This is a genomic window from Mesorhizobium sp. M4B.F.Ca.ET.089.01.1.1, assembly GCF_004022605.1.
GTDB lineage: Bacteria > Pseudomonadota > Alphaproteobacteria > Rhizobiales > Rhizobiaceae > Mesorhizobium > Mesorhizobium abyssinicae.
In genome coordinates this window covers 1-12,536 of record NZ_RZOS01000016.1, presented here as the reverse complement: position 1 = coordinate 12,536, position 12,536 = coordinate 1, and the positions used below count along the sequence as shown (strand labels likewise).

Annotated in this window: 14 protein-coding genes; 2 read left to right on the top strand and 12 right to left on the bottom strand. The window is 60.1% G+C overall.

Going from position 1 to position 12,536, the window contains the following annotated elements; genetic code table 11:
* Positions 1-327: 327 nt before the first annotated feature.
* From EN780_RS03050 to EN780_RS03040, 3 genes are read right to left on the bottom strand one after another with little or no spacing between them, the layout of a single operon-like run.
* On the bottom strand, positions 328-1,002 hold the full coding sequence (locus EN780_RS03050) for a hypothetical protein (RefSeq protein ID WP_128271962.1): 675 nt from the start codon (positions 1,000-1,002) through the stop codon (positions 328-330).
* 10 nt (positions 1,003-1,012) lie between these two features.
* Positions 1,013-1,357 (bottom strand): hypothetical protein, encoded by a 345-nt coding sequence (locus tag EN780_RS03045; protein ID WP_128271960.1) that lies wholly within the window; start codon positions 1,355-1,357, stop codon positions 1,013-1,015.
* A 12-nt stretch (positions 1,358-1,369) separates the two neighbouring features.
* A complete protein-coding gene (locus EN780_RS03040) occupies positions 1,370-2,992 on the bottom strand; it encodes a hypothetical protein (RefSeq protein WP_128271958.1) in 1,623 nt (540 codons plus the stop codon).
* A gap of 184 nt (positions 2,993-3,176) precedes the next feature.
* Between EN780_RS03040 and EN780_RS03035 the strand changes: the two genes are divergently transcribed.
* A complete protein-coding gene (locus tag EN780_RS03035) occupies positions 3,177-3,434 on the top strand; it encodes a hypothetical protein (protein WP_128271956.1) in 258 nt (85 codons plus the stop codon).
* Between the two features lie 217 nt (positions 3,435-3,651).
* Here EN780_RS03035 and EN780_RS03030 read toward each other — a convergent pair whose 3' ends face one another.
* From EN780_RS03030 to EN780_RS02985, 8 genes are all read right to left on the bottom strand, one after another.
* Positions 3,652-5,724 carry a hypothetical protein gene (locus EN780_RS03030; RefSeq protein WP_128271954.1) on the bottom strand — a complete coding sequence of 691 codons (2,073 nt, stop codon included), beginning with the start codon at positions 5,722-5,724 and terminating at the stop codon, positions 3,652-3,654.
* Positions 5,725-5,737: 13 nt separating this feature from the next.
* Positions 5,738-6,106: a hypothetical protein gene (locus EN780_RS03025; RefSeq protein WP_128271952.1), complete on the bottom strand. Its 369-nt coding sequence runs from the start codon at positions 6,104-6,106 to the stop codon at positions 5,738-5,740.
* A gap of 301 nt (positions 6,107-6,407) precedes the next feature.
* On the bottom strand, positions 6,408-6,689 hold the full coding sequence (locus EN780_RS03015) for a hypothetical protein (RefSeq protein WP_128271949.1): 282 nt from the start codon (positions 6,687-6,689) through the stop codon (positions 6,408-6,410).
* Positions 6,690-6,935: 246 nt separating this feature from the next.
* Complete coding sequence (locus tag EN780_RS03010) at positions 6,936-7,460, bottom strand: hypothetical protein (RefSeq protein ID WP_128271947.1); 525 nt, start codon at positions 7,458-7,460, stop codon at positions 6,936-6,938.
* A complete protein-coding gene (locus tag EN780_RS03005) occupies positions 7,457-7,993 on the bottom strand; it encodes an HNH endonuclease (protein ID WP_128271945.1) in 537 nt (178 codons plus the stop codon). Before EN780_RS03005 ends, EN780_RS03010 begins: the two co-directional genes overlap by 4 nt.
* Positions 7,993-8,208 (bottom strand): hypothetical protein, encoded by a 216-nt coding sequence (locus EN780_RS03000; RefSeq protein ID WP_128271943.1) that lies wholly within the window; start codon positions 8,206-8,208, stop codon positions 7,993-7,995. The genes EN780_RS03005 and EN780_RS03000 overlap by 1 nt, the downstream gene beginning before the upstream one ends.
* A gap of 321 nt (positions 8,209-8,529) precedes the next feature.
* Positions 8,530-9,075 carry a hypothetical protein gene (locus EN780_RS02990; protein WP_128271938.1) on the bottom strand — a complete coding sequence of 182 codons (546 nt, stop codon included), beginning with the start codon at positions 9,073-9,075 and terminating at the stop codon, positions 8,530-8,532.
* A 146-nt stretch (positions 9,076-9,221) separates the two neighbouring features.
* A complete protein-coding gene (locus EN780_RS02985) occupies positions 9,222-10,556 on the bottom strand; it encodes a site-specific integrase (protein ID WP_128271936.1) in 1,335 nt (444 codons plus the stop codon).
* A 483-nt stretch (positions 10,557-11,039) separates the two neighbouring features.
* On the opposite strand from EN780_RS02985, the gene EN780_RS41295 reads away from it, so the two are divergent.
* The gene (locus EN780_RS41295) at positions 11,040-11,615 is read left to right on the top strand and encodes a CatB-related O-acetyltransferase (RefSeq protein WP_281035336.1); all 576 of its coding nucleotides are present in this window, start codon (positions 11,040-11,042) and stop codon (positions 11,613-11,615) included.
* Here EN780_RS41295 and EN780_RS02975 read toward each other — a convergent pair.
* Positions 11,612-12,319, bottom strand: coding sequence for a glycosyltransferase family 25 protein (locus tag EN780_RS02975; RefSeq protein ID WP_245499856.1), 708 nt, complete (start codon positions 12,317-12,319; stop codon positions 11,612-11,614). The two genes, EN780_RS41295 and EN780_RS02975, sit on opposite strands and share 4 nt — an antisense overlap.
* Between the last annotated feature and the right edge of the window lie 217 nt (positions 12,320-12,536).

The window sequence follows — 12,536 nt, the reverse complement described above, 5'->3', positions numbered from 1 at the left end:
GAAACGGTTTACAACCTATGCCGTTCCTGGATGACGGGCCTCGATTGATTTTAATACGTGCGAGGGCTGTCTTTGAAGGCAGCTACGGTCAGAAGCAGCGCTTTAACGGCCCGTCGTGCAGTCACCGCCTCACGGGTAAAACGCCCGTGCTTGTACATGCCATGAGCCGGGCCTCTGGGAGCTCCGCCACGACCCCCATGGAAGCGACAGACACGCTTTCCGCGCTCAGCAGGAGCCTTGCAACCTACGCCAGTCCTCTTGCTTGTCGCAGTGCATCGCGGGGCGGCATGAACCTTCGCAATCCGAGCAGTGAGTTGGTCCATGGGGTTATCGGCCATTTTCGTCTTGCTCCCCACCTCTGCCCCCCACATTGCCGACGATGGCTTGGGCGCCCTTTTGGACGTTGACCCGCTCGACATACACCCGCTGCTCGCCTTTGGAGCGATAGCGCTTCAGGGCCTCGACCTGAGCAACGAAGGTTCGGGACAGGCGATTTAGCGCCCGCTCGTGCACTTCCCTCATTTCGTGGGTCTTCGATCCACCCAGTCCAGCAGCTGTGTTCATGGTGGCCAGATGAATCGCTGCCATCTGCACTGCCAAGGTGGCCTCAATCTGGTCTTTCGGTTTCAGTCCATAGACCATGGACAGCGCATAGTTCAGTTGGCCCTCATCCAGATCGCCGCCCAACTGCGCCGCCTTAGCCAGAGCGTCGATCGTCCCGAGCGTGAACGTATTGCTGTCTGCAGCGATGGCTTCCGAGATAAGGTTATAGCCCGTGTCGATGTCGGGATGTTCGACGACGATGGAAGCCACGCGAGCGCCATTCTCGCGCGTGCTCATAGCTACCTTCATCTTCGGATTCGGCCGGCGACTGTCGCGGCGCTTCATGTATGCAGCCACGGCGCTCGCTTCGGCTGGAGTCGGCTCGTAGACCGTCGCGGGGAGGGCAACCGCTCCGCCGTCCTCCTTTGCCTTGTTCTTGCGCATTGGGACCACCGCCATGCCTAAACTCCTAGTGATGAACTACGGGGACTTGTGACTTGGCCTGCATCGCGAACACCCCGATGTCAGCCGCGACGTAATGCAGGAAGGTCTGGGCAAGCTGGAACAGCGCATCGGCCCGATCTGTATTGCCCAGGGAGCGGGCAACCTGAGAGGCGCCATGAAGACCGTGCGCGGCAGACAGGTAATCGAACATGGAATCCAACAAATGGCCGCCAGTCCGCTCCTCGGCCTGCGCCATCAGACGGCTGATCTTGTCGGAAACCTCGGGGTCGACGGGGAGGGAAGAAAGCCCGCGAACAATCTCTTTTGAGAACTCGTCAACCCAGTCATGCAGATCCGGAATTTTGCCCATCGTGAGCCTCGATTAATATAGCCCACCAACGCCATGGTCGATCGCATCGGCCGCACCTGGAGAGAGGCCTCGCATGCCGGCAGCAACGCCGCCAGGGGCTGGACCGGAAGGCCTGCCGGGGAAGCCGAGGCCGCCAACGGCATTGGCGGCGCGCATCGGCCCCTGAAACGTGTCCACGACATGCGTGTTGGCTAGGCTGTTGCCATTTCCGAGCAACCCGCTGAGCGGCGCTTTGCCCTGGGCGAGGTTCTTCCCGATAAGGCCACCAAGCAGACCGCCGACAGGACCGAGGGCGTAGGCACCCAATGCAGCGCCGGCCAAGGTTCCCGTCGCAGACTTGGCTTTGGCCCCGAACAATCCGCCTAAGCCTGGTGTTTGCGTCTGGTCTGGCTGCTGCCCGAGCGGGCCAGCAATATTCGATGGCTGTGCAGTTGGAACGCCCCCGAGTGCTGCCATCTGCGTCCCGTCCGGTGCGGTAGCGGTGACGGCACCGAATTTGTTGGTCGTATAGGTCGGGCCATAGGAGGTGGCCCTGGAAACCGTCGTTCCTGGCGTTGAAGTTTGCGCGGTGCCGATCGCTCCGCCATACACATCAGAGGGCGAGAGAGATGGCTGAGATGGTGCAGCAAGAGCCGGACGGCTCATGGCAGAGACGGCCACCTTCGGGGCGGGAGCCACTGTCGCCGGAACGCTGATCGTCGGCGCGGCTACGGTGGCTGCAGGCGCCACAGATGCAACAGATGGCGCTACAGCAGTGGGATCGAGCGACGGCGTAACAACGCCGGTGGATGGATCGAGCCCAAGCCTTTCGGCCAAGCTCGCCCTTTCATCCTGGGAGACGAAATTGCCAGGATTCGGAGCGTTGGCGATATTACCCGTATTCGTCTTCTCGTCCTGTGAGGTGAATGAAGTCGCCGGCGCAGTTGGTGCGGCCTGGGCTTGGGCAGCCTTGGCGACTGCCTGAGTGGCCTGCGCGGCGCGCATTGCATCAGCCGAAACCCCGGTTGTCACCGTTGCGCTGTTGCCTGCCGGAACACCCGTCGAAAAGTTAGGCGCCGCAGGCATACCAATGCCCCGAGGCGTGGCGAGCCCGCTGAAACTTGTCGGGGCCAAAGCTCCCATGCCGCTTGGTGCCGACATGGCGTCGAATGTCGGGCTGGGCGACAGAGCCCCAAAGGAAGGCGTAGCGGGGCCAAGGGGTGCTCTCTCGACATGCCCGATAGGCGCGCCGGGTGTCGTATCCGCCAACTGGCTATCAGGTCCGTAAGGGGTCGGCGCGGTGTTTGGTGTGCGCGGTGAGGTGGTATCCAGTGTGTCAGTCAGATTGCCCTGCTCGTCATATGCCTGTGCACCAGTATTTCCCTCGACAGCCTGCATCCCAGCAATGACTGCCGCTCGCTTTTCGGCAGGGATATCTTTTAGCTTCGTGTCGGGAGAAACGCCGGCTGCCGCTGCCACGGCTGCCACGTAGGCAGCGGTATTGTTCTCCTTCGGAGGGGCGTATTGGGCGATGGCCTCGCGGAGAGTGAGATTGGCATATCGCTTACTACCGAACATGAGGCTGGCCTGAGCCCTGGCGCCGGTGAGCCTCGAACCGAAAACGGCAAAGCGACCGTCAGTGCCGATCGATCCCATGCTATCGGCATAGGGACTGGCTTCGATATTCCCAGGGTTGTTGTTGCGAGTCGCGCGGTCACCATAGACCGTCTTGACGCCTGTTGGCGTCGTAACTCTCGTCCAACCCGGACCCGCCCCAACGACAGCACCGTAAGTAAGAGTCGCCATTGTTTAGCCTCGATTTCTACGCCATATTAGCTGCATGAAAACTTCGCTGGGCATTGCTGCCGGAATAATGGTCCTGTGGGCGCAAGCCGCTTTTGCTTTTGACGCCGCCAAGGTTACGCAAGACTACTATCGAGTCCGCCCAGCTTGCCGGATCGGAGAGATGAACGGCCAGGAACTCACCCAGAAGCAAGCCAATGAGCAATGCAAGGTCTTGGCTAAGCTCGGCAAGGCACTGAAGGCCAATGGGTATTGCTGGTATAAGCCCGAGCAGGAATGGCGCCAGTGCAAGTGAAGCAAATCGAATACGATTCGGCCGAGCCGCCGCGTGACCGCTCCGGAAACGGCGTCTATTTGGCAAACCTTGCTCTGCTTCTCGTCCTCTGGGTCTGGGCTCTCCACGCTGGTCTCGTGAATTGGCAGTCCATCGCGCTTGGTTTCTGGTCGGGAGCATTGCTTGCCACCTGGGCTATTGAGTTGACCGGGAACAAAGTCCCGCGTTGGATGCGTCACTAACGACCCTCGATCGCAGGGATGGCGCTGTTTCGCAGTAGTGCTGCAGCCAGTGCATTACGCGCAGGGTCCAGAGAGCCAGCCGCAACTTGATTTCCGAGATATCTCTGAATGGGTGCGCTCATCAGAGCGCGACCGGCGACATATGGGACGGCTGCGCCCGCGATAGCGCCAGGCAGGTTGCCTACCGCATACCCTAGACCAGCAGAACCAAGGGGGGCTCCCAGGTTCCGAACCGCCGAGCGTGCTGCCGTCCCCGAGTTCGGAAGCGGGGTAAGAACAGCTTGCCCAGCCTTTGCCAGGTCCGTGAAGTCGCTGGCACCTCGCGCGAAGCCGCCGCGATTGCCGGTGGATGCCGCCACGCGAAGTTGCGCCGGAGAGATTAGGCCAAGACCGGCATCTGAACCACCACCCGTCGAAGCGCGCTCCAGAACCTTGTAGTTCCCGTACTGGCGTCGAAGGGCTTTCCAAGCCCCCAAGTCGCGCGGGTTAACCGAGCGCTCCATGGCGTCGTCCAGGGAATCGCGAAGACCCTTGAAGGCCGCCTTGAGCGTTTGGTTGTTCGTCGTTTGCGCGGCGCGGGATAGGTCGGAGCGAATAGCTTGGTACTCAACGCCAGAGAGGCGTCCGCCGCCAGCCCTGACACGCTGCACGATATCGTCAACAAGGTTGTTGATGATGGGCTTTTGCTGCGTCTCCAACAGTCGCCCGTAACTGTTTAGGGTCCGGCCCAGATCCTGCGCGAGCTGCCGATCGGCAACGATCGTGTTTCGAGCGGAGAGGGCTTGGAACTGTTGCCCAAGACTTCCCTGGAGGTTTGCCAGATTGTCCGGCGTCGCGCGTCCAGAGCCGCCCGCCCGTCTCATAGCCGCGTTCGTAAAAGCATCGGCTTGGTTTTCCATCGCTGTTGCGGCGCGGGAACCCCCCAATTCGCTCTCGGCGTATCTAAGCATGTTGCTTCCGGTGCGCTGCCCCGCAGTAATCGGAACACCCTCCTGCAAAAGCGTCTGAACAGCGGCCTCGCGCTCGGGGGATGAAGCAAACGGGCTGATGAGCCGTCTCGCGCCCTGGCCGATAGTAGCGGCGACATATGGCGCTCCGATGCCGATCGCGCCCCCTAAGAAGGCGCCTGAAGCTGCGCCAGAGAGCCGGTCGCCCAGACCGCCGTTCGCGTTCCCGGCCCCATTCAATCCGCCATAGATAGCGCCATCGAGCGCACTGTTGGCCGCGACCCTTCCGAGCGTTGCGCCCGCCCGTGCTGCATTGGCCCCGAAGCCGGCGCCACCTGTTGCGATGCCCTGAGCAAGCCCGCCACCGATTTGACCGGCAAGATAGGAACCCGGATTGTCGGAGTGCGCGCGGTTGTCGTCTCGGCGCATGTAGGTGAGAATTTCGCCGCGCGGCAGACCGGTAAGAAGGCTTGTCGGGTAGGATGCCAGTTCATCGCCGAAGCCGAACGTCACCGCGTTGGCCGCGCCCATGGCCGCAGAGCCGGCGCGGCTGTAGGGGCCATTGGGAGTGAAGGCTGGGACGCCGACCGGCTCGCCCGTGTTCGGGTCGATCTGGGTGCGCGGTGCGCCGTTCTGAATGGCCTTGGCGCGCTCAATGCCGGCTTTCGCTCGGGCATTGACGGAATCCGCCGTATCCAGTCCGACCTTCGCATAAAACTGCTCGGCCGGCATATCCGCATAGAACTTCTGGTGCAGCGCGTCGGCAAGCTGTTTGTCCGTAAGATCCTGGTATTGAGGATACTGAGCGCGGATGGCCCCGATAGAGGTCTTCCTAGACGGCGGAAGCGATCTCGCTATCTCGTCAACCGTTGCGTCCTGCTGCTCGCGCGGAAGATTGAGGAAGCTTTGATCTACCGTGACTTTGTGGCCATTGATGGTGAGCGGAACGCCTTGGTCGGCGCCAAGGTTGAAATTGCGCACCTGATCGACGGTCACGCCTTCGGAGGCGATATAGCCGTCAATATCCTGCTCTGGTGCCCCTTGGGCGGCCATCTTGGCGACATTGTTCTTGATGCGCGAGAGATCGGGCATCACTGCAGGCGCGGCTGGGTTCTGCGGCATGGAGTAAAGCCCATCAGTATGGAGCCGTTTGGCTCACGAGTGAGTAGATAAGGGTTAGAGTCAGGGCGTTCGGCGCCGATGCCTTCGCCCAGATTTTCCGCGTTGTGGACTTCGCCACCAGCTTCAGAGGCGTATCGAAACCGATGGTGGTGGTTTCGTGTGCGCCGATCGTGCGTGAGAACAGCTCGCGGTCAGTGGAATCGACGGTCAGATAAACACTTACTTGTGTCGCCGAAGCGCCATCATTCACCACCAGGATGCTATGAACCTGGTAGCTATAAGTGCAGCCCTGGCTAAGGCTTAGCAGATCGGTTGGACCGGTTGTGGAAAGCACGACCGATACCGGCTCTTCTGGACCATGCCCTGCTGAGCCTTCACGCATACTGCAATTCCTTGCTCGCCACGACGGCATCCACCGCTTTCATGCGACCCTCACCGCCTCGCTAGCGATCTGCCGGATGAAGTCAGAGAGATTCAGGCCACGCTTAGCCGCGGCTTCGAGCATTGCCGCCTTCTCGTCGGCGTAAACTCGGACACGGATTCGGTCTGGCATTCCCACATTGGAGCGCATGAAATGATCCCTGGCTGACGTGGGCGAATTCTAGTCTTTATGTGCGTTGCTCACAACGCTGCTGGCACCAGAAAGAAAAACAATATCAGACATTTACAGACATTTTGCCCCGCTATTGCCCTTTAAGTTCTAGGTGCCGAACCGAGGACAAATACCGCTGGACTCTGGCGCTGGTAGCATCGCCCGATTGATAGAGCGCCAGCGCCTCCCCATCTCCCGCCAGGATGATCGCCAGGCCGACAGGGTCCACGCGCCAAGGCGCCTTCCGCCGCAGCTGCTTGCCAATGCCATCGCGCTTGCACCAGCGCACGATTGTTTCAGGCACAGTGCCGGCTCGGATTGCTGCGATTCTCACGCTGATCGGCCTTGGCCATGTTCTTTGAAGATCGAGCATCCCATCAACTCCTCTTGTCCTCTGTTCCGCCACTGTTTTCAGTGGGAGGCACTGCGCTGGATTGATAGGCACTGCCGGTGATGCCGCGCTCCGCTTTCCTCATAAGCCAGAGAACGCCAATGACGGCCTGAGCCTTCGCGATTTGCTCCGGTCTAAGGTCTGGGTCTTGGTATAGGTCTTGGTCTTGGTGTGTGGACACGCTGTCAGAGCATGTGCACAGGGTCACCACAGGGTGTGGACAGGGTGTCATCCTGCATTCCTCATCAATCGAGTGCTCATGAGCCGGGAGGTGTTGCCGATGGTCTCGGAAATCGATTTGGCCGTTCCGGCAGCGCGCGCAGCTTTAGCTGCCCTGGCTGCGGCCTCACGTTGGATTCGCAGCTCGTTTTCTTCTTCGAACGTGGCCAGCGCTTTCTCTCTAAGGCGATCGCAGGGAATGCTCTCCAGCCGGCGGCGCGTGCCTAGAGCATGGTCGTCGTTCGTCGGCGGATTGTGCTTGAACCAGCGCTCTATCAGGATGACGGCGGTGGCGGGATCGTGATCGATCAACCCCACCGAGACCAGCTCCTTGAGCACGCTGTCATATCCAGCTTCAGCCCAGCCGAGATCGGCGCAGGCATATCCTGGCGGGAGTTCGTAAACCCCCGCGCTGGTGACATGAGAATTGGTGAGGAGATAGAGGTACCCGACCTTTGCCTCGTCCGGCAGCTTGATGAAGCGCGGGGATCTCCAAACCATTGGTGAGACCTTGGTGAAAGTGCGGGCGCTCATTCGGGAGCTCCCCCACAAGCCGCGAACTCGCCGTAGTGCCTGACCTCTGCCTCAGCGCGAACCGAAACTGCCTCGTCGAACGTCTCGAATGTACCCAAGACAACGTTCTTGAGGTCCAGGCCTATGAACGCCTGCCATCGGCCGCCTGCGGTCTTGGTTACGCCAATCCGGCCGCTGCTGTTGCGCTGACCAGGGCGCCTGTTGCGCGCGTTCTGCGCTGGAGTTGCTTCGCGGAGGTTGTTCCACCGATTGTCGGCGCGCATCCCGTTGCGATGGTCGAGCAGATGCTTCGGCCATTTGCCGGTTTGCATAAGCCAGATCACGCGGTGAGCACGGTACAGGCGATAGTCGATCTCGACCTGAGTGTATCCTTCCGCCGTCCTGGTTCCGGCCAGGGCCCCGCGCTGGCAGCCCCTTGCTACCCGCCAGGTGAGTGCACCCGTTTCGGGATCGTAGAGGAGCAGCTCTCGTGCACGTTCAGCAGTAAGCGCAGGTGCCCTTTGCCGGCGCTGAGCTATCGTGGGTTTTGCCATCAGCGTACCCCCAGCCCTGCCAGACGGCAGACTTCGAACGCGGTCGCGGGGGGCACCCGAAAACGACTGGAAATAACAGCGATAGCGTAAGAGCCATCGTCGATCGCGATTGCCGTTTCGGGGTGATCAGTGTAGAAATGAGCCGCTACAGCTTTTCTAACTTCTACGGAGCCGCCGAGCCCTGCCAGGCCGGCGGCTTTGTCGTTGATATCCATGGCTGCACCTCACGATACAGCCGGCAGGTTTTCGATGTGACGGCGAAGGCTGTCCGCCAAGATCAGGGTACGCCGCCCCTCTTTCCTCGCCTCAATCTTCCGCGTCTTGATAAGCTCGTAGAGTTTCGTAGGCCCGAGCCCCGAAAGCTCGGAGGCATTCTTGATGGTGAGTGATATTGCCGTCATGTCGTTCGAGTTCCTTTCGCCGTTGTTCACCAGCGGGTGCGGTGAACATGGGGAAAGGATCAGCGATTTGACGGGGGCAAGTTACTGACAACACGGGACGATTGCGGCCAGTCGATGACGGCCAGAACTGGCCAGTTATGGCTGCCCTTGGCCGATTTTGGCCCTTTTGTCCTTACGGTATCGGCCCAGCGTTTTAGTGCTGGGCACCAGTTTTTTGCGGTCGCTCAGGAATTTGCGAACCGCATCTTCCCATCGAGCAACCGACAGACCCCTTAGCTCGTCTCCCAACTCAGAGACCGCGTAGTCTATGGCGTTGTAAAGGGCCGTCTGATTTTCGCCGTCGTCCGGCGATGGTGTGTTCAAGATTGGTCGCAGCCCTGATGAAAATCTGTCGGCTTCCATCGACGCAATCCACGCTTGAAGGCTGCTCAGTTCAATCTCGGCAGGGTAAGTCTCTTTGATGTAGAAGAACCCCCCAACCTTCATTAGTGTCGGGTCATTCGACAGGTCGGTAGTGCCACTGATGACGATCCGCCCCGCCTCGTCGTATTGCCCCCGACTTTGAATGCGATCGGCACCGCATGCGGCACGCAGAAGTGGCTTCGCTCTGAAATCGGTCAGGAAAAGTCGGCTGCGAGCGCGCTCGACAGCCTCTAAAAACGGAATCCACTCTTGCTTCACCGCGCACCTCGCGATGCACCTCGGGGGCTACAGGGAAACCGGGAGGTGCACCCCGGCTTTCGGCTGGCCGGCCTATCTCTGCAGTTTCGATCGGACCACCTCTTGAACCTTCTGAGGATTCCGATTTTGGGCCGATTGAGAACTTCTCATCCGCGCAACTTCGCTACCTTGCCGCGCTCACGATCGACTAGCGGCACTACCGCAGCAGCGGCCAGATCATCCAAGGCGTTGACAATTGCTGAAGCGTAGTGCCGCTCGATCATCTTGTCAGAGGTGTCATGGAGCTGCGCGACCAAACGCACAGGAAGAGCTGCGCGCAGGCACCGAACAATGGACGAGTGCCGCAAGGCATATGGAACTGTGGCGGTTGGCAGGCCTGCTCTCTTAACTATAGACGCCCAGGGGCGGGTCAGTTCGGTCGGCGATTTCCAGGAGCCCCGACTGTCCCGCACCCATTCCGGCTTGCTGCCCGGCTTTGCCTTCTCCTGCCGGTGTCGCCAGCGCTCCAAGAGAGGATCGGCAGGGCGCCTGCCAGCGATCGAAGGCCTCAGCGCTTCAATCACGTCGGCGCCGACACGCGTGGCGGTATGTGTGGCCCGCTTCTGGCCTCGCCCCTTGCGGGAGGTCGGGACCATCAATCGCGATTGCGCTGCCTGTACATCACCCACCAGCATTCGGCTGACTTGGGAGAAGCGAGCGCCGGTAGCGGCGAGCACCAGCACGATAAGGAACAAATCGCCGCTCCACCCCTCCTCTTCATCAATAGCCTTCGCGGCATCGATAATGCGCCGGATATCCGCGTCGGGCAGGGCAGCGCCGTCGCGAGCTGCGGCGGGCTCAGCTTCCCTCACCTTGAGGCCAAGCTTGATGGTCATTGGATATGTGGCCGGCAAGCGCTTCAACGTCCTGGGCGGCAGCCCATTTAGAGCCGCCCGGAAATCATTCACGATACGCCGCACCGTCGCGGTGGCGAGTTCGGCGCCCAAAGCTTCCCTCCACTCAGCCAGATCCTCGTCGGTCAACTCGTCGAGCCGCCGCGCCGCGATTGGATGGGAAAGCACATGCTGGCTCAGACGCCCCTTGGCATCGTCCGGTCTGGCGCCTTGCTGCTTCATGGCACGGGCCTTCCGGCCGGCCGCGTACGCCTCCACCACTTGACGCACAGTGGGTATCGGAGCCTTGCCAGCATCTTGCTGTTTCTGGCGCTGCTGCTCTACGTGTCGGGCAGCTTTGGACTTCGCTTGCTCAAAATTCAGCGTCTCAACGCCATCGGCTGCAATGCCGTCATCGGCCGCGCCCACACCTTCCTGCTTATAGCGGCCGTCAGGCAGTCGCCAGCGCACCAGCCAGCGGCCGGCCCGCTTGCCCTTCCGGTATCCGAGATGCACCTCTGCGCTGACTCCGCGCCAATGCACACCCTCGGATAAGCCTTTACGGGCGTTCGGGGTTGTAAGTGGTGCTTCGCGGAGCGTCTTGGACATGCGGGGCTGACTACTCGTCTAATATCCGTCAATTATACAGCCGCGTGCGACCGCGAACAATGGCGACGGCAATTCGGCCAACCCAGAATTAACAGGGAACAGATAAAAAACAAAGGCGGTCAATGGCGAACAGACCGCCCTAGATGACTACGCCCTCTCACGGCGGGAACAGGGGTTCGATTCCCCTTGGGCGTACCAAGCAATATCACGAGTTCGGTCATCAATCCCAAGGCGGTCATAGGACCTTTGGTGACTGCTACTTCAGCGCCCCGCAGGCGCGTTGATCTCAAGATGCGCGCCTCAATCTCGCCGTCTCGCACCATCGATCGGTCTGTTGCCTTGTTTGACCTCGCGCCGGTGCCCAAAATCGCTGCTATCATTTCCAGAGGCAAAGGCTCAGAGGGTCAGGTGTATCGGCCACTGGCGGATCGCCCCTGTTAGGTGGCCGGGGCAATTTTCGCGATGCTGGGAGGCAGCGGTGCAATGTCGAAAGTGAGCAGATGGTTTCGGGACAAAAAGATTTTCCTGGGCAGGCACCGATTGCCTGAACATGTCCGGGTCGGACGATACTCTCACAACCTAAGCAGCAGCTCCTTCCTCTATTGCACTGAGAAATCGCCGGTGATTATTGGCGCTTTCTGCGCGATAGCGCCGGGCGTGCTGTTTGTTTGCCAGGCAGATCATCCGACCGAGACTGCATCCAATTTCGGTTTGCAGAATCAGGTCCTGATGACGAAAACGATGGATCAGTATCTTCAGACGAAGGGGCCGATCGTCGTTGGCAATGACGTCTGGATTGGAGCCCGCGCCATAATCCTGTCAGGGGTCACCATCGGCGATGGCGCCGTTGTTGCCGCGGGGAGTGTGGTAACCAAGGATGTTCCGCCCTATGCGATTGCAGGTGGCAACCCGGCCAGGCTGATTAGATACCGTTTCTCGGACGAAACCATCAACGCGATGCAACGAATTCGTTGGTGGGACTGGCCGCTGGAAAAGCTGAAGCAAGAGAAGGCAGCCTTCGATCTGCCGGCTGAGCGGTTTGTCGAGCGCTTTGGTTAGTTGGCGGTGTGGCCAAAGAACTGCCGGCGATACTTTTTCCACCTCCATTCAATGCGTTTCCACCAGAGAGGCCTCTGCTTGCCGCCCTCGATCGACGTCGTGAACCGGCCGTTGTGCGTGCCTTGTTCTACGATAGGGCGCTCGAACCACAGTATGTCCGTACCGGTGGCCTTGTCGCAGTCATTTACCGCAATATCGATTGGAAGATTAAGTTCGTTTCGGTCGAACCAGTTGCATCGCGCTTGCGCGGCGGAGCGAGTCAAGATGTAGGAATCCGTGCAGCGACTATGGTTCGCAGGATAGAGCGATCTGCCCTTTGTCAGCTTGGACCTTGGCGTGTAGTAGTTGCCGCCATTGCCCAGATAAACGACCGCCTGTCTGGCGGCCGCAAGCTCCTGAAGCGCGTCCTCGAGGCGTGCGACGAAGTTGCGAGCCAGAAACACGTCATCCTCAAACACCAGGCAATACGGCAAGTCCGTGTTGAGGAATTCTCTCCAGATGCCAATGTGTTTGCGCGCCAGGGACACTTGCGCAGGTTTGAGAGCTGCCTGTCGATCCTCTGCGGAAAGATCGGCGACATCGTGGTCCAGATACCAGTGAACCGGGACACCGCGACGAGCAAACTCGCTGCGAATGTGCAGCTCCCGCTCCTCATATCCGGTTTTTACGTGACAGATGCGGCAAAAGACTTGGTTGGGAAACATCGATACCCCCGGGCATACGAAAACGGCGACTAACATTAGTGATTGCCCATCGACAAGTCACCGCGCTCGCACCCTTGAAACAAGCCCATGAGCTCGAAAGGGCCCTGTCGTCAACGCGACGGAGGCACGCACTTTCCAACGTGCACGGTCGGCGTTTCTGATCTGGCAGACGGAACCGCCTTCGCTTCTGGCGCGCAGGGCCCGATTGATTTAGCAT